Here is a 17,151-nt window from a genome sequence, read left to right as displayed (position 1 = left end):
TAGCGGTCTAACAGACACCCAAATAGTTAAGCCGGAATCGCTTTGGCCTTAGGCTCACGATCCCATACCCGATGCTGCCCAATCGCGGCAAAGAACGCTTTGAACGCCTTCGCATCCGACCCCACGATCAGCCCCGCATCCACCTCAAGCTTCAACAGATCCAACAGCGACTTGGCATCAGTGGCGACGGTAATAGCCTTCAAGTGCTTGTAAGCCTCCAGCACGTAGTGCAACGCCACACCATCCGCGCTCAACGCCTTCACTGACTCTTTACCGCCAGGCACAAAGACCGCATCAAACGCAATGGACGGCAATCCTTCCATCGTCGCGTCCACCGGCAGGCTCTTGCCATCCGCCGTGGTAACCGGTGCCGAGGTTGGACCCAGCAATTTGGCGTGCGCACCCTCGGCTTCCAAGGCCTTCTTCAATGCCGCAATCGCCACGCCGTCCACGCCATTCGCCGCCAAGATCGCCACCTTGCGCGTCTTGATATCCGCAGGCAACAAGTTCGCCTGGCTCAAAGCAGGCGAGCGTGCCAACGCGGTCTCGCGCTCTTCCACTGTGCCCTTTTTCGGTACCGGCAGGCCGAGGTTCTGCGCCACGCGCTTGGCCAGTTCCAGGTCAATATTGGCCAGGATCTCGTTGACCTGCCGCGCACGAATAAACTCACGTTCGACCTTGCCCAGCTCAAAGCTGTACGCCGCAATGATGTGCTCTTGCTCATGCTTGCTCATGCTGCGGAAAAACAGGCGCGCCTGAGAGAAGTGGTCGCCGAACGATTCACTGCGCTCACGCACTTTATTGGCATCAACACGCTCGTAGTACGACTCGAAACCACCGTCCTGCGCCGCAGGTGGCGTTTCTTTCGGCCAACCGCCATCGATCGAATTGGGCTCGTAGGCAGCACGCCCCTTGTCAATCACCGTGCGGTGCATAGCATCGCGCTGGCCGTTATGAAATGGCGCTACCGGCCGATTGATCGGCAACTCATGAAAGTTCGGGCCGCCCAGGCGACTGATCTGCGTGTCGGTGTAGGAAAACAGGCGCCCCTGCAGCAGTGGGTCATTAGAGAAGTCGATGCCCGGAACGATATGCCCAGGGCAGAACGCCACCTGCTCAACTTCAGCAAAGAAGTTATCCGGATTGCGGTTCAGCACCATTTTGCCCAGCGGCGTAATCGGCACCAATTCCTCCGGAATCAGCTTCGTCGGGTCGAGAATGTCGAAGTCGAAGGCGTGTTCCTTGTCTTCAGGGATTACCTGTACGCCCAGTTCCCACTCAGGGTAATCACCGGTTTCAATGGACTCCCACAGGTCGCGACGGTGGTAATCGGTGTCTTTACCTGCGAGCTTTTGTGCTTCGTCCCACACCAACGAACACGTACCGGCGGTAGGGCGCCAGTGAAACTTAACGAAATTGGAGACGCCTTCGGCATTGATAAAGCGGAACGTATGTACGCCAAAACCCTGCATGCTCCGTAGGCTTTTAGGAATAGCCCGGTCGGACATGGCCCAGATCACCATGTGTGCCGACTCCGGTTGCAGAGAGACGAAATCCCAGAAGGTGTCGTGCGCCGAGCCGCCGGTAGGAATCTCGTTGTGCGGCTCAGGTTTTACCGCGTGCACAAAGTCCGGAAATTTGATCGCGTCCTGAATGAAGAACACTGGCATGTTGTTGCCCACCAGGTCGAAGTTGCCTTCTTCAGTGAAGAACTTCACGGCAAAGCCACGCACGTCACGCACCGTATCGCCGGAACCACGCGGGCCTTGCACGGTGGAAAAACGCACGAACACCGGGGTTTTGTGCCCAGGGTCGCGTAGGAAGCCGGCCTTGGTCAGCGCCGAATGGTTCTCATAGGATTGGAAATAACCATGGGCGCCCGTACCTCGGGCATGCACGATGCGCTCGGGGATGCGTTCATGGTCAAAATGCGTGATCTTTTCACGCATGATGAAATCTTCCAGCAGCGAAGGCCCTCGCGCGCCGACCTTCAAGCTGTTCTGGTTGTCGGAAATCTTCACACCTTGGTTGGTGCGCAAGGCTTGGCCAGTAGCGTCTGAGCGAAACTGTTCCAGGCTGTGTAATTTGGCGTTGGTGTTACCACGATCCAGGGTATCGGTGCCCGCAAGGTCACTCTTCGGCGGTGTGGCTGGCTTCTTGGTACTCATCAGTCAAAACTCCTTATTCAAAGTGGCCAGAGCGGTGCCCGGCTCGTTTGAGCAAAACCCCAGGCACGGCACCTGGGAAATCGAGTTGCTTAAGTAGTGACTGATGGGGTTTTGGGCCGTTCCTTTTTTATGACCTTTGATCGCGTTATTGCCAAATCGCAGGTTGAATGCGAAATAAATGCTAAGAAACACTAGATGGACAGGCTAAAATGCGCGCCCGGCTAACCGCTGATCCCTTTTCAATGCGCCCCACAAGGTTCGCTACGTGATCGAGTTTCAAAACGTCCATAAAACCTACCGCGTTGCCGGTAAGGATATCCCCGCACTGCACCCCACCAGCCTGCGCGTCGAAAACGGCCAGGTGTTTGGCCTGATCGGCCACTCGGGTGCGGGTAAAAGCACCTTGCTGCGCCTGATCAACCGCCTGGAAGAGCCCAGTGGCGGCCAGATCACGGTCGACGGCGAAGAAGTCACCGCCCTGGACGCCAACGGCCTGCGCCGCTTCCGCCAGCAGGTCGGGATGATCTTCCAGCACTTCAACCTGCTGGCGTCCAAGACCGTCGCCGATAACGTGGCATTGCCACTGACCCTGGCCGGCGAACTGTCGCGTAAAGACATCGACCTGCGCGTGGCTGAACTGCTCGCCCGCGTCGGCTTGTCGGACCACGCCAAAAAGTACCCCGCGCAATTGTCCGGCGGCCAGAAGCAGCGCGTCGGCATCGCCCGCGCCCTGGCGACCAAGCCAAAGATCTTGCTGTGCGACGAAGCCACCAGCGCCCTCGACCCGCAGACCACCGCGTCGGTCCTGCAACTGTTGGCTGAGATCAACCGCGAGCTGAAGCTGACCATCGTGCTGATCACCCATGAAATGGACGTGATCCGCCGCGTATGCGACCAGGTGGCCGTGATGGACGCCGGCGTGATCGTCGAGCAAGGTTCGGTAGCCGCCGTTTTCCTGCATCCCAAGCACCCGACCACCAAACGCTTTGTACAAGAAGCCGAACAGGTCGACGAAGGCGAGCAGCGCGATGACTTCGCCCACGTACCGGGCCGCATCGTACGTCTGACGTTCCAGGGCGACGCAACCTACGCGCCGCTGCTGGGCACCGTCGCCCGCGAAACGGGTGTGGACTACAGCATCCTCGCCGGCCGTATCGACCGCATCAAAGACATCCCTTATGGGCAACTGACCCTCGCGGTCACCGGCGGTGACATGGAAGCGGCCTTTGCCCGCTTCACCGCCGCAGACGTCCACATGGAGGTGCTGCGCTAATGGAAATCTTCCTGAGTTTCTTCGCCAATATCGACTGGTCCGAAATCTGGCTCGCCACCGGCGACACCATGATCATGCTGTTCGGTTCGCTGTTTTTTACCGTGCTACTGGGCCTGCCGTTGGGCGTGCTGCTGTTCCTGACCAGCCCGCGCCAGCTGTTCGAGCAAAAAGGGCTGTACGCGCTGCTGTCGCTGATCGTGAATATCCTGCGCTCGCTGCCGTTCATCATCCTGCTGATTGTGATGATCCCGTTCACCGTACTGATCACCGGCACCTCGCTGGGCGTGGCCGGTGCGATTCCGCCGCTGGTGGTGGGCGCCACGCCATTCTTCGCGCGTCTGGTGGAAACCGCCTTGCGTGAAGTGGACCGCGGCATTATCGAAGCCACCCAGTCCATGGGCGCAACCACTCGCCAGATCATCACCAATGCACTGTTGCCCGAAGCACGCCCCGGCATCTTCGCGGCGATTACGGTGACGGCGATTACGCTGGTGTCCTACACGGCCATGGCCGGTGTGGTCGGCGCTGGCGGCCTGGGCGACCTGGCGATCCGTTTCGGTTACCAGCGTTTCCAGACCGATGTGATGGTGGTCACCGTGGTGATGCTGTTGATCCTGGTGCAAATTCTGCAAACCGTCGGCGACAGGCTGGTGGTGCACTTTTCTCGAAAATAACGGCCATTGCCGGCCAAAAGCCGGCACATGCCCGAACAAGGAGCTTGTTGGATGAAAAAACTACTGGTTGCTTTCGCCGCCGTTGCCGCGTTTTCCGCCCATGCCGAGACCCTGACGGTCGCTGCTTCGCCGGTACCCCACGCGGAAATCCTGGAATTCGTGAAACCTGCCCTCGCCAAAGAAGGCGTGGACCTGCAGGTCAAAGTCTTCACCGACTACGTACAGCCCAACGTACAGGTAGCGGAAAAACGCCTGGACGCTAATTTCTTCCAGCACCAGCCGTACCTGGATGAATTCAACAAAGCCAAGGGCACTCACCTGGTGAGTGTCGGCGCGGTGCATTTGGAGCCTCTGGGCGCCTACTCCAGCAAGTACAAAAAGCTGGACGAGCTGCCAAGCGGTGCCAACGTAGTGATCCCTAACGACGCCACCAACGGCGGCCGCGCGCTGTTGCTGCTGGATAAAGCCGGCGTGATCAAATTGAAGGACTCGACCAACATCCTGTCGACCATCAAAGACATCACCGAAAACCCGAAAAACCTGAAGTTCCGCGAACTGGAAGCCGCCACCCTGCCGCGCGTGCTGACCCAGGTCGACCTGGCGTTGATCAACACCAACTACGCCTTGGAAGCCAAGTTGGACCCGTCCAAGGATGCATTGGTGATCGAAGGCAGCGACTCGCCTTACGTGAACATCCTGGTCACCCGCGAAGACAACAAGGATTCGGACGCTGTGAAGAAGCTGGTAGCTGCCCTGCACACGCCTGAAGTGAAGCAATTCATCGAAGAGAAGTACAAAGGCGCGATCAAGCCGGCGTTCTGATCTACCCGATCTCCAATACACCAGAGATCAAACAATGTGGGAGGGGGCTTGCCCCCGATAGCAGTGGGTCAGTCACCAGATGCAGTGACAGGCACTCAGCAATCGGGAGCAAGCCACCTCCCACATTTGTTTTGGGGTGCATCTAATTGCGCTGCAACAACCCCGGCAACTGCGCCACCAATTTCTGGTTGTTCAACGGCGAACGAATAAACCCACGCTGCGTGCCATCCGGGCCGATGAGCGCCAGGTTACCGCTGTGATCGACGGTGTAGTTCGGCTTGCTGGTATCTGCCGGAATAAACGGGATGCTCACCGCATTCGACACCTTCTGCACATCCTCCACATTCGCGCCGGTCAGGCCCATAAACTGCGGATCGAAGTAGCCCAAGTACTGCTTGAGCTGAGTCGGGGTATCGCGATGTGGGTCGACGCTGACCAGGATCACTTGCAACTTATCCACAGCCTCTTTCGGCAGTTCGCTTTTGATCTGGCGCAATTGGGCGAGGGTGGTCGGGCAGATATCCGGGCAGAACGTGTAGCCGAAGAACAACAGGCTCCACCTCCCCTTCAACTCGTTGAACGCCACCGGCTGGCCGTCCTGATTTGTCATGGTCACAGGCGGTAGCTGACGGCTTTGCGGCAGCAGGATGATGCCGGCGTCGATCAGCGCGGTGGGGTCGCCCTGGCCTTTTCCGCTAAGTACTTTGTTGACGGTCAGGCCCATGATCAACGCGACGATGGCCACCAGGATGAAGACGGTTTTTTGAGTTCGAGTCATAGGTTCAACAGTAGGTAGTGGTCTACGAGCAGGGCGATAAACAGCAGGAACAAGTACCAGATAGAGTACTTGAAGGTGTTGATCGCCGCGTGCGGCCGACCGCCACGGTACAACACCCAGGCCCATTGCAGAAAGCGTGCGCCCAATACCAGCGCGCACGCCAGGTACAGTGGGCCGCTCATATGGATCACGTAGGGCATCAAGCTCACCGCCAGTAGGGCAAAGGTGTAGAGCAGGATATGCACCTTGGTGTAGTGCTCGCCGTGGGTCACTGGCAGCATGGGGATGTCGGCCTTGGCGTATTCCTCTTTGCGGTGGATGGCCAGGGCCCAAAAGTGCGGCGGGGTCCAAGCGAAGATGATCAGCACCAGCAGCAGCGGTTCAGCGCTGATGTGACCGGTGACGGCGACCCAACCCAACAGCGGCGGTGCAGCGCCAGCCAACCCGCCGATGACAATATTCTGCGGCGTCGCGCGCTTTAGGAATCCGGTGTAGATCACGGCGTAGCCGAGCAGCGAGGCCAAGGTCAGCCACGCCGCCAGGGCATTGGTGAACGCCAGCAACAGGCCCAGCCCTGCAACAGCCAAAAACAATGCAAAGGCCAGCGCCGCAACCGGCGACACGCGACCCTCCGCCAGGGGCCGCTTGTGAGTGCGTGCCATCACCGCATCGATCCGCCGATCCACAACATGGTTGACGGCCGCCGCGCCGCCCGCGCACAGGGCAATGCCCAAGTTGCCAAAAATCAGCACCGTCCACGGCACGCCCGCGCGGGTGGCGAGGAACATTCCCACCAGGGACGTGATGAGCATCAGCACCACTACTTTCGGCTTGGTCAGCTCTAGATAGTCACGCCAGATCGCCTGATCGTGACGCGCGCCGATCAAGGTCGCCATGGCATCTCTCCTTTAAGGGTGATGAGGCCTGATACGTGTTTGCGCGGGATGAAGCGCCAGCCGAACGGCAACTGATTGCGCACCCGAACCAGGCTGGTGCGGGCGTGGTAATTGACCAGCACCAGGGTCAGCAGCAACCCGGCACCGCCCGCGTTATGCCCGACCGCTACCGCCAGCGGCAGGCCGAACATCACATTGCTCAACCCCAGGCAGATTTGCACGCCGAGGGCGATCAGCAACAAGCCCGACAGACGCGTCATGCCCACCGCGCGCAGTTGCCAGGCCAGGCCGAGCAGGACCAGGGTCACGAGTACTGCGCCGATACGATGGGTCAGGTGAATGGCCGTGCGCGCCTCGCTGTCGAGCTGGCCGCCCAAATAATTTGGGCCGATGTGTTGGGTCAGGTGAAAGCCATTGGCAAAGTCTGCCGCCGGCCACCATTGTCCATGGCAGGTGGGCAAGTCGACACAGGCTACGGCCGCGTAATTGGAGCTGACCCAACCACCGAGCGCAATCTGTCCGATCACCAGCACCAAACCAGCCGTCGCCCAATATTGCAGGCGCTTGGGCACGATTAGCGCGGGCAGTACACCGGACAGGCGCAAGGTCAGCAAAAACAGCAAACTCAAGGTGGCAAAGCCGCCAAGCAGATGCCCTGTCACCACCTGCGGCCACAGCTTCAAGGTCACCGTCCACATCCCAAACGCCGCCTGGGCAAACACCACCGCCAGCAGAAACAACGGCAACTTGACCGGCTGGCCTGGGTCACGCCGATGACTCCAAGAGCGCGCCGCCAACAACACAATCAAAAGACCCAGAGTGCCAGCGAAGTAGCGATGGGTCATTTCGGCCCAGCCTTTGTCGGCCTCCACCGGCGTGTCAGGAAAATGCAATTCGGCATGGGCCAACTGGGCTTCACTTTGCGGCACGCTGATAAAACCATAACAACCCGGCCAGTCCGGGCAACCGAGGCCGGCATGAGTCAGGCGGGTATAGGCGCCGAGCAGCACGACGATCAGCGCCAGCAAGGTGGCAAACAACGCGAGGCGAAATCCAGGTTTGGCCATGACGATGCCCTTATCCGATGTTCGACAATTTCAGCAGGTGGCGCAGGTCGTTGAGCAGGTCCTTGCCCTTGACCTTGGCGTCGTAGCGCAGCACCAGGTTGCCGTGGGGATCGACGATCCACAGCTGCGCATCGCCCGGCGCGGCAGCGTTTTTGTTAAACGTCGAAAGGTCCAGTTGATAGCGCTGCAATTGCGGGTATTCGGCTTTCAGCTTGGCTTCGTAATCGGCACCGACCGGTTGCGCACCGGCCAACGCGTGACTGGCGCGCGAGGCATCGCGCCCCAGGCCGATCTGCAATTGCCGCGCGAGGTACACCAACTGCTGGCAATCGGCGGCGCAGGCGGCGGGCGCAGTCACCAGCAGTTGCCAGCGCTGTTCATCCGCCTGCACGCCGATATCGGCGCGGGTCTGGCCATTGCCGATCATCTCGCCGTGATAACTGCGGCTGTCCGGCACCCAGAACTGCAGCTTGTACATAAACGTGGCCAGCACCATCGGGCCGATCACCATCAGCAGGATCAGCAGCAGTTGCCAACGGCCTTTGCGCCGATCGGGCAGGTCAGACATGTTGAGTGGATTCGTGGCCGCTCCCATGGGGCTTCTCCTTCTTGTTATGCGATCCGAGATAGAGGTAAAGAACCAGCAGCGCCAGCGCCATGGCGAACCACTGCACGGCATAGGCCAGGTGTTTCTCCGGGCCCATGGCGACCACCGGCCAAGTCGTTTCGTAGGTACCGGGGCCGGCTTCAGCGCGCAGTTCGTAGGCAAAGCCACTGCGGCCCAACTCTGTCCAAAGCGCTGCGGGATGCAGCGCCGTGAGTAATCGCGGCCATTGCGTGGCTGCGGGGTCGGCATGCAGCTGGAAGGTTTCGCCAGGGGCGACGTACACCCACGCATCAATATTCAACGGCTGCTCTGGTGTGGTGAAGGCGGGCGGTGTGCGGCGGTCCGGCCAGGGCAGCCAGCCGCGATTGAGCAGTAGCCACAGGCCGCTGGCCTGATCGTGGAAGGGTTGCAGCAACTCGACACCGGCCTTGCCATTGCGCATGCGATTGTCGAGCAAGACGCTATGGTCGGCGTCGAATTGACCGCGCAGATGCACACGGCGAAACGCCGGATCTGCCGTGTCGTTGAGTTGTTCACTGCTCATCGGCTCAGCCGCGCGGCGCTCGGCATAGCTGTCGAGCAACAGCTGCTTTTCATGCCCGCGCGACAGCTGCCAGCACCCCAAACCCACCATCAAGGGCAGCAGCACCAACACCACCAATGTCGGCGCAATACCGGGGCGAAACTGTTTTATGGCGCTGGCTATACTTGTTTTCATTGCCCGCCGCTCTTCATCAATGCCCATCAAAATCCAGGAGCCAGACCATGCTCAAAGCAGCCATTGCCCTGATGCTGATCGCGACTGTTGTGAGCCTGTTCAGTGGCCTGTTCTTTCTGGTCAAGGACGAGGGCAACTCCAACCGCCTCGTCACTGCCTTGACCGTGCGTGTCGTACTGGCCGTGATCACCCTCATGCTGATCACCTGGGGATTTTTCAGCGGCCAGCTGGTTTCTCACGCGCCGTGGTAAGACGCCTCACAGTACGTAGACGAAGAAAAAAAGCCCGATCCACACCACATCCACAAAGTGCCAATACCAACTGGCTGCCTCGAAACCAAACTGGTGCTCGGCGTTGAAGTGGCCACGCAGGATGCGCATCAGCATCACAAACAAAATGATCGTGCCGATGGTCACGTGGGCACCGTGGAATCCGGTGAGCATAAAGAACGTCGCGCCATACACACCGGAGCCCAGCGTCAGGCCCAGCTCTTTATAGGCGTGGATGTATTCCTCGGCCTGGAACCCGAGAAACGCCAGGCCCAGCAGCACGGTAAGCGCCAACCAGATTTTCAGCGCGCCACGATGGCCCTTGCGCAAGGCATGGTGGGCGATGGTGATGGTCACGCTGGAGCTCACCAGCAGGATGGTGTTGACCAGCGGCAAGCCCCACGGGCTGATGGTGCCCTCGGGGGCGGGATAGAGTTTCGGGTCAGGGTTGTTGAGCAATGGCCAGGCAAATTCGAAATTCGGCCACAGCATGTGCGCGACGCCCTTTGAGCCTTCACCGGCCAGCCAGGGCGCGGACATGTGCCGCACATAAAACAGCGCACCGAAGAAGGCGATGAAGAACATCACTTCGGAAAAGATGAACCAGCTCATCCCCCAGCGAAACGAGCGGTCCATCTGCGGACTGTACAAACCCGCGCGGCTTTCTTTGATCACCGCACCGAACCAGCCGAACAACATATAGGCCAGCAGTAGCCCACCAACGAAAAAGATCCACGGGCCGTGGGATTCCGGGCGAGCGGCCTTGAGATCGTTGAACCACACGCCCAGGCCATACACGGTGATCAGCAGGCCAAACGTGGCAATTATGGGCCACTTGCTTTGTGCCGGTACGTAGTACGTATCATGATTCGACATGTATTCACTCTCCCGATTGAGGGGGCAAACAGTAGCTAGCCGCCGGTATGCAAAGCCACGGGCGGTTGGCGCGCAGTGATATCAAATAGCGTGTACGCCAGGGTCAAATGCTTCACATCCTTGGGCATGTCTCGATCGACGATGAAACGCACGGGCATCTCGATACGCTGGCCTGGCTGCAGCACTTGCTGGGTGAAGCAAAAACACTCGGTCTTGTGGAAGTACATCGCCGCTTCGGCCGGGGAAATACTTGGCACGGCCTGGGCGGTCATCGGCTTGTCAGTGGGGTTGTGGGCCACGAACAGCATCTCGGTCACAGCGCCTGGGTTGACCACCACCTCGTCCGCCTTGGCGTAGAAGTCCCAGACCATGTCGATGGCGTTTGTAGACAGGAACTGCACCCGCACCTGGCGCGTCGGGTCGACGATCTGCTCGCCTTCATACTGCCCGGCAGTCTTGCCGTTGATGCCAAACGCCTTGCACATCACGTCGTAGATCGGCACCAGGGCGAAACCAAAGGCGAACATCGCCACGACCATGACCAGCAGGCGAGTGACCAACCGTTTGAGGGGCAGGGATTCAGCCATGACACACCCCTGAAGCGAATGCGATCAATGCGTGAGGGGGCTTGCCGCCCTCACCGTTGCTGTGTGGCAACCGGTTCATTTGACCTCCGGCGGCGTGGTGAACGTGTGGTACGGCGCAGGCGAAGGAATGCTCCACTCCAGGCCTTCAGCGCCATCCCACGGTTTGGCCGGCGCCGGCGGGCCACCTCGAATGCACTTGATCACGATGAACAAAAAGAAGATCTGCGTGGCGCCAAACATAAACGCGCCAATCGACGAGACCATGTTGAAGTCGGCGAACTGCAGGTTGTAGTCCGGCACCCGACGCGGCATACCGGCCAGCCCCACAAAGTGCATCGGGAAGAACGCCATGTTCATGCCCACGAAAGACAGCCAGAAGTGCAGCTTGCCCAGGGTTTCGTCGTACATGTGGCCGGTCCATTTCGGCAACCAGTAGTAGGCCGACGCGAAGATCCCAAAGATCGCGCCGGGCACCAGTACGTAATGGAAGTGCGCCACCACAAAGTAGGTGTCGTGGTACTGGAAATCAGCCGGGGCAATCGCCAGCATCAACCCGGAGAAGCCGCCGATGGTGAACAGGATCACGAAGGCCACCGCAAACAACATCGGCGTCTCGAACGTCAGCGAGCCTTGCCACATGGTGCTGACCCAGTTGAACACCTTTACCCCGGTCGGCACGGCGATCAGCAACGTGGCGTACATGAAGAACAATTCGCCCACCAGCGGGATACCGACCACGAACATGTGGTGCGCCCACACGATAAACGACAGGAACGCGATGCTTGCCGTGGCGTAAACCATTGAGGTGTAGCCGAACAGCGGCTTGCGCGAGAAGGTCGGAATGATCGAACTGACGGCGCCGAAGGCCGGCAGGATCATGATGTACACCTCCGGATGACCAAAGAACCAGAACACGTGCTGGAACAGCACCGGATCACCACCGCCAGCCGCACTAAAGAAGCTCGTGCCGAAGTGAATGTCCATCAGCATCATGGTCACGCAACCAGCCAGCACCGGCATCACCGCAATCAGCAGGAAAGCGGTAATCAGCCAGGTCCACACGAACAGCGGCATCTTCATCAACGTCATGCCCGGCGCGCGCAGGTTGAGGATGGTAGCGACCACGTTGATCGCGCCCATGATCGAACTGATGCCCATCAGGTGGATGGCGAAAATGAAGAACGTCACGCTTTCCGGCGCGTAGGTGGTGGAGAGCGGGGCGTAGAAGGTCCAGCCGAAGTTCGGTCCGCCGCCAGGGGTGAACAGCGTCGAGACCAGCAACAGGAAAGCCGCTGGCAACAGCCAGAAGCTGAAGTTGTTCATACGCGGCAAGGCCATGTCGGGCGCGCCGATCATCAGCGGGATCATCCAGTTGGCCAGGCCGACAAATGCCGGCATCACCGCGCCGAACACCATGATCAGGCCGTGCATGGTGGTCATCTGGTTGAAAAATGCCGGTTCGACGATCTGCAACCCGGGCTGGAACAGTTCGGCACGGATCACCATGGCGAACGAACCGCCCAGCAGGAACATCGTGAAGGCGAACCACAGGTACATCGTGCCGATGTCTTTGTGGTTGGTGGTCAGCACCCAACGCATCAACCCCTTGGCGGGGCCGTGGGCATGGTCACTGGTGTGTCCATGGTCATCGATCACAGCGCTCATGGCCGTTCTCCTGCAAACGAATGGGCGGGGCGGGGCGGCGCAAATGTAATGAGGGCTGTCATTTGCTTTCCGCCTGTTTGATGGCCAGCACGTCTTTTGGCGTGACCATGTCGCCTTTGTTGTTGCCCCAGGCGTTGCGCTCGTAGGTCACCACGGCGGCGATATCCACTTCCGAGAGCTGCTTGCCGAACGCGGCCATCGCAGTGCCCGGCTTGCCGTGATAGACGATGCTCAGGTGGTCGGCGGCCGGTCCGGTAGCGATTTTCGAGCCCTTGAGCGCCGGGAACATCGGCGGCAGGCCCTGGCCCTCTGCCTGGTGACAGGCCACGCAGGTGGTGTGATAAACCTTGTCACCACGGGCCACCAACTCTTCAAGGGTCCACTCTTTGGAGGTCAGTTCCTTGAGCTTGGCGGCCTCGGCCTTGCGTTCACCCAGCCAGGTTTCGTAGTCAGCCTTGGATTTGACCTCGACGACGATGGGCATGAAACCGTGGTCTTTACCGCACAATTCGGCGCATTGCCCACGGTAGATGCCGGGCTTCTCGACCCGAGTCCAGGCCTCGTTGACGAAGCCGGGAATAGCGTCGCGCTTGACCGCAAAAGCCGGCACCCACCAAGAGTGGATCACGTCAGCGGCGGTAACCAGAAAGCGCACTTTGGCGCCCACCGGCAGCACCAACGGCTGGTCGACTTCCAGCAGATAGTGCTCGCCCTTGGTGGCCTGGTTATGGATCTGCTCGGCGGGTGTGGCCAGGTTGCTGAAGAACTCCACATCCTGGCCCAGGTATTTGTAATGCCACTTCCACTGGTAGCCAGTGACCTGGATATCGATATCCGACTCACTGCTGTCGTAGATGTTGATCAAGGTCTTGGTTGCGGGAATAGCCATCGCGATCAGGATCAGCAAGGGCACGACGGTCCAGAGGATTTCCACGGTGGTGCTCTCGTGGAACTTGGCTGCGACCTGGCCGGTGGAGCGCCGGTGGACCATCATCGACCAAAACATGGCGCCAAACACGATGATGCCGATCACCACACAGATCCAGAAAATGGTCATGTGCAGATCGAACACAGCGTGACTGACTTCCGTTGCACCTGGCGCCATATTCGTTGTCCAGGCGGCGTGCGCCTGGCCGAATACTGACCACAACAGGAGGCCCATCCAAACGTGTGGATGTCGCATCATTGCGGGTTCCCCTTATCGTTCTTGTTATCCCGCCGGTTTGCACCTGCGTCGAAGGGAGCGGCTTCCATACTGCTTACAACCGCTTAGCCTTGCCTGCTTATGCAGTCTGGCGTCATCAGCTAATCGCGTACAAATCCGAGTATAGACAGGGTATGCAACCCCGCAATGTGTAGGGACAAATGAGGCAAAATGGCACGGCCGGAGCCAATGAAACCGGGAGCGGAATCGATTTTCCGACGAACGATGGCAATTCAATATAACGCCTGCGCATAACCATGAAATAATTATGACAAATGCGTCTTAGGCGCTCGTATAAACGAGCTAACTTAACCTCTCCCTTTTCCTACGCCTGCATCACTGGAGCCTTCATGAACACCGCCGCATTGCGCGAGCAGATTTCCCGTGCCCATCAACACGAAGCCACTACGGGCCAGCTTGCCCAGCAACTGGAAAAACAATTGCCGCACCTGCATTCGGCCATCGCTCTGGCTGAAGGTGATCGCAACGTTGTCATGGCGCGCTTTGTCACCGCCTACATCGACTTGGTCCCGGATTTGCTCGACGCGGCCAATGAAGTTGCCCGCGAGGCCGGTATCGAAAGCCAGATCAAGCCGGTGCTGAAGATTGCCGAGCATTTCTTCCTGCAACCGCCAGCTATTCTGGCAGGCCACGAAGGCCTGGACGGGCTGCTGGACGAGGCCTACCTGGCTCATCGTCTGGTGGAGGAAGTAAACGATCTGTATATCAAGCACTTCGGTCGGCCGTTGATTCCGGCGGATACCACCGTGGCTAACTTGATTGCCCATCAGTTGATCGGCGAAGCGTTTGCCAACCAACTGGATGAAGCCGTCCACCTGGCGGTGGATGAGATGCTCAACGAAGACAGCTTTGCGCTGGAGTCCGTCGAGGCGTACCGCGAGCAGTTGAAAAGCCCTGACACAGACGCCGCGTGGAAGCGCTGGCCGTGCCTGTCTCGGCAACTGGGGGTTGAATTGGCGCTGGATCAACCCGCCTGAATCCTGAGGTAGACGCAGAAAAAATGTGGGAGGGGGCTTGCTCCCGATAGCGGTGGCTCAGTCACATATGCTTAGACTGACACTCTGCTATCGGGAACAAGCCCCCTCCCACATTTTGATCCGGCTTCATCAGCCGATTGATGGCGCCGAGCCGATTCCCGTCGTCGTCCTAACCCGGCCTTCGAGCCGTCGCTTCAACCCGCGCGCCTCAATGACCAACTTCGAGCCCTTAGCCGCATTCGCCCGACCCCATTCTTCCAGTAACTCCAGGCAGGAATGGTCGATATAGCTGAGGTTGTTGAGCGGCACATGCACCGTGGTCCCCGCAGGTATCGTCGACAGCACTTGGGTCAGCGCAGGCACTTTGAGAAAGGTCGCCGCTCCGGTCAGCCGTAGCTCCATCTCTCCATCCTGAGGCAGGTCAATCAGGCTGACTTTCAGCCGGGACGCCTTGAGCGCCAGTTTGACCAACGTGAGGCCAAAGCCCACCAGCACACCCGTCAGCAGGTCAGTAAAGATGATCGCCAAGGCCGTGGCCGCATAGGTAAACATCGGCATCCGCCCGTAGCGCCCCAAGGCCTTGAACGCCTTGACGTCTACCAGCTTGATCCCGGTGTACACCAACACGCCGGCCAGGCTCGCCACCGGAATGCTTTGCAGCACGCTCGACAACAGCAACACGAAACCCAGCAACCACACGCCATGGAACATGGCAGACAGACGAGTGGTTGCACCCGCCTGGACGTTGGCTGAGCTGCGTACGATCACGCCGGTCATCGGCAAAGCACCGACCAGGCCGCAGAGCATGTTGCCGACACCTTGGGCGGACAGCTCTTTGTCGAAATCGGAACGCTGGCCATTATGCATGCGGTCGACAGCCGCGGCGGAAAGCAGGGTTTCGGCGCTGGCGATAAATGCCACTGCGAAAGCAGCGATCAGCAGTTGAGGATCGGCCAGGTTCAGCAGGTCGCTGGGGCGCAGCCAGTCGATGGCGTCAGCCAGGTTTTCCGGGACTTCCACGCGTTTGACCTGCAACGCCAGCACCAGGCTGGTGACCGTAGCCAGGCCGACGCCAAGCAAAGCGCCCGGCACAAACCGCAGCGGTTGCGGACGGAATTTATCCCACAGGTACATCACCAGCATCGTCGACAGCCCAAGCAAACCCGCTTGCCAGCCAAGACCTCCGCCAAGGGTCGGTATGGCTTCAGCCAGTGCAGCCGGGAAACCCGCCAGGTTGTCCAGCCCCGAAGGCTTGGGCGCACCGTCGAGCATCACATGAATCTGCGACAGCACAATCAACACGCCAATGCCCGCCAGCATGCCGTACACCACTGCGGGCGCTGTCACGCGGAACCAGCAGCCCAGGCGCAAACGTCCGGCCACCAGTTGCAGAAAGCCCGCCAGCAGCAGGATCGGGCCCAGCATCAACATGCCGTGCTGGCGCACCAATTCAAACACCAGCACAGCCAGACCCGCCGCCGGACCGCTGACCTGCAGCGGCGACCCCGCCAGCCACCCCACCACCAGGCCACCGATAATCCCGGTGATCAGGCCCTTGGCCGGCGGCATGCCGGACGCAATCGCGATCCCCATGCACAGCGGCAGGGCGACCAGAAACACAACCACCGAGGCGAGCAGCTCCCGTGGCAATACAGCTTTCAATTGAGCAGCACGCATGATGACTCTCCCGAGGCATTCGCCGGGCGCGGTAAAGCCTGGCTGCATCCATGGCAGCCACCGCATTACCCGGCAGGGAAGTGTTTTAGAAGCGCGCTTTAGGCGTCGCTGAAGGGATCGGCCCGTCACCGCCCAACGGTCGGAACGCCGACTGGTCGGCATCGTAGGCGCGGATTTCGCTGGTCTCGATGTTGTAGATCCAACCGTGGATGAACAGCTGACCATTAGCCATACGCGAAGCCACGGAAGGGTGGGTGCGCAAATGTTGCAACTGGGCGATGACGTTTTCTTCGGTGAGCACCTTCATGCTCTCGCCTTCGCTGGCGCAATCGCAGTTGTCATGGACCATGGTCTTGGCGACCTCGGCATGCCGCAACCAGGCTTTTACCGTCGGCATTTTCTCCAGGCTGTCGGGGTTGAGTACCGCCCGCATGGCGCCGCAATCGGAGTGTCCGCACACGATGATGTGCTGCACACCGAGGGCAAGTACCGCGTACTCGATGGCCGTGGAAACACCACCGTTCATTTGGCCGTAGGGCGGCACTACGTTGCCTACGTTACGGGTCACGAACAGGTCGCCAGGCGAGCTTTGGGTGATCAGCTCGGGGACGATTCGCGAGTCGGCGCAGGTGATGAACATCGCTCGCGGGCTCTGGGCCGTGGCGAGTTTCTTGAAGAGTTCTTCCTGCTGGGGGAAGACGTCGTGATGGAAATGCAAAAAACCGTCAACGATATGCTTTAGCGCTGCATCGGCGGACTCCGCCATTTGAGAGGCTGAAGCCGACGCAGCCAACGGCTGTTTATCCTTATCACTCATGATTCATCCTCTTGATTAGTGCAGGGGGCGTGTTCAGGACAGTTCGACGCCCGGC

General features: G+C 59.5%; 17 protein-coding genes. 5 read left to right on the top strand and 12 right to left on the bottom strand.

The features are described from left to right. Window positions 1–26: 26 nt before the first annotated feature. Window positions 27–2,168, bottom strand: coding sequence for a catalase HPII (gene katE / locus CKW32_RS15015; RefSeq protein ID WP_095185298.1), 2,142 nt, complete (start codon window positions 2,166–2,168; stop codon window positions 27–29). Window positions 2,169–2,433: 265 nt separating this feature from the next. Between katE and CKW32_RS15010 the strand changes: the two genes are divergently transcribed. Genes CKW32_RS15010 through CKW32_RS15000 form a run of 3 tightly spaced genes read left to right on the top strand, consistent with a single transcriptional unit; the run spans window position 2,434 to window position 4,937 of the window. Then, a complete protein-coding gene (locus CKW32_RS15010; RefSeq protein WP_095185297.1) occupies window positions 2,434–3,441 on the top strand; it encodes a methionine ABC transporter ATP-binding protein in 1,008 nt (335 codons plus the stop codon). Then, a complete protein-coding gene (locus tag CKW32_RS15005) occupies window positions 3,441–4,115 on the top strand; it encodes a methionine ABC transporter permease (RefSeq protein ID WP_032885064.1) in 675 nt (224 codons plus the stop codon). Before CKW32_RS15010 ends, CKW32_RS15005 begins: the two co-directional genes overlap by 1 nt. Before the next feature lie 51 nt (window positions 4,116–4,166). Further along, the gene (locus tag CKW32_RS15000) at window positions 4,167–4,937 is read left to right on the top strand and encodes a MetQ/NlpA family ABC transporter substrate-binding protein (protein ID WP_032885066.1); all 771 of its coding nucleotides are present in this window, start codon (window positions 4,167–4,169) and stop codon (window positions 4,935–4,937) included. A 142-nt stretch (window positions 4,938–5,079) separates the two neighbouring features. Here the strand turns inward: CKW32_RS15000 and CKW32_RS14995 are convergent, their stop codons facing one another. Genes CKW32_RS14995 through CKW32_RS14975 form a run of 5 tightly spaced genes read right to left on the bottom strand, consistent with a single transcriptional unit; the run spans window position 5,080 to window position 9,003 of the window. Beyond that, a complete protein-coding gene (locus tag CKW32_RS14995; protein ID WP_095185296.1) occupies window positions 5,080–5,715 on the bottom strand; it encodes an SCO family protein in 636 nt (211 codons plus the stop codon). Further along, entirely contained in the window at window positions 5,712–6,611 is a 900-nt protein-coding gene (gene cyoE, locus CKW32_RS14990) for a heme o synthase (protein WP_032885070.1), read from the bottom strand. Before cyoE ends, CKW32_RS14995 begins: the two co-directional genes overlap by 4 nt. Further along, window positions 6,599–7,678, bottom strand: a complete 1,080-nt coding sequence (locus CKW32_RS14985; RefSeq protein ID WP_095185295.1) for a heme A synthase — start codon at window positions 7,676–7,678, stop codon at window positions 6,599–6,601. The genes cyoE and CKW32_RS14985 overlap by 13 nt, the downstream gene beginning before the upstream one ends. Window positions 7,679–7,688: 10 nt before the next feature. Beyond that, window positions 7,689–8,273 (bottom strand): hypothetical protein, encoded by a 585-nt coding sequence (locus CKW32_RS14980; RefSeq protein ID WP_032885072.1) that lies wholly within the window; start codon window positions 8,271–8,273, stop codon window positions 7,689–7,691. Then, complete coding sequence (locus CKW32_RS14975) at window positions 8,239–9,003, bottom strand: SURF1 family protein (RefSeq protein WP_095185321.1); 765 nt, start codon at window positions 9,001–9,003, stop codon at window positions 8,239–8,241. Before CKW32_RS14975 ends, CKW32_RS14980 begins: the two co-directional genes overlap by 35 nt. A gap of 47 nt (window positions 9,004–9,050) precedes the next feature. Between CKW32_RS14975 and CKW32_RS14970 the strand changes: the two genes are divergently transcribed. Beyond that, window positions 9,051–9,254: a twin transmembrane helix small protein gene (locus tag CKW32_RS14970; protein ID WP_032885073.1), complete on the top strand. Its 204-nt coding sequence runs from the start codon at window positions 9,051–9,053 to the stop codon at window positions 9,252–9,254. A gap of 6 nt (window positions 9,255–9,260) precedes the next feature. Here the strand turns inward: CKW32_RS14970 and CKW32_RS14965 are convergent, their stop codons facing one another. The 4 genes from CKW32_RS14965 to coxB all read right to left on the bottom strand — a co-directional run bounded on the left by CKW32_RS14965 (window position 9,261) and on the right by coxB (window position 13,586). Further along, on the bottom strand, window positions 9,261–10,148 hold the full coding sequence (locus CKW32_RS14965; protein WP_095185294.1) for a cytochrome c oxidase subunit 3: 888 nt from the start codon (window positions 10,146–10,148) through the stop codon (window positions 9,261–9,263). Window positions 10,149–10,183: 35 nt separating this feature from the next. Further along, complete coding sequence (locus tag CKW32_RS14960) at window positions 10,184–10,735, bottom strand: cytochrome c oxidase assembly protein (protein ID WP_032885075.1); 552 nt, start codon at window positions 10,733–10,735, stop codon at window positions 10,184–10,186. Window positions 10,736–10,810: 75 nt separating this feature from the next. Next, window positions 10,811–12,400, bottom strand: coding sequence for a cytochrome c oxidase subunit I (gene ctaD / locus CKW32_RS14955; protein ID WP_032885076.1), 1,590 nt, complete (start codon window positions 12,398–12,400; stop codon window positions 10,811–10,813). A gap of 58 nt (window positions 12,401–12,458) precedes the next feature. Further along, entirely contained in the window at window positions 12,459–13,586 is a 1,128-nt protein-coding gene (coxB, locus tag CKW32_RS14950; RefSeq protein WP_032885077.1) for a cytochrome c oxidase subunit II, read from the bottom strand. A gap of 368 nt (window positions 13,587–13,954) precedes the next feature. On the opposite strand from coxB, the gene CKW32_RS14945 reads away from it, so the two are divergent. Further along, a complete protein-coding gene (locus tag CKW32_RS14945; protein WP_095185293.1) occupies window positions 13,955–14,602 on the top strand; it encodes a hypothetical protein in 648 nt (215 codons plus the stop codon). A 129-nt stretch (window positions 14,603–14,731) separates the two neighbouring features. Here the strand turns inward: CKW32_RS14945 and CKW32_RS14940 are convergent, their stop codons facing one another. Together CKW32_RS14940 and CKW32_RS14935 are read right to left on the bottom strand one after the other, a co-directional pair. Beyond that, a complete protein-coding gene (locus tag CKW32_RS14940) occupies window positions 14,732–16,279 on the bottom strand; it encodes a SulP family inorganic anion transporter (protein ID WP_095185292.1) in 1,548 nt (515 codons plus the stop codon). 85 nt (window positions 16,280–16,364) lie between these two features. Continuing rightward, complete coding sequence (locus CKW32_RS14935) at window positions 16,365–17,096, bottom strand: carbonic anhydrase (protein WP_095185291.1); 732 nt, start codon at window positions 17,094–17,096, stop codon at window positions 16,365–16,367. Window positions 17,097–17,151: the final 55 nt, after the last annotated feature.

Source organism: Pseudomonas sp. Irchel 3H9 (genome assembly GCF_900187495.1).
Classification (GTDB): Bacteria; Pseudomonadota; Gammaproteobacteria; order Pseudomonadales; family Pseudomonadaceae; genus Aquipseudomonas; species Aquipseudomonas sivasensis.
The sequence above is the reverse complement of the archived record's forward strand: the minus strand, read 5'-3'. Positions and strand labels throughout refer to the sequence as shown.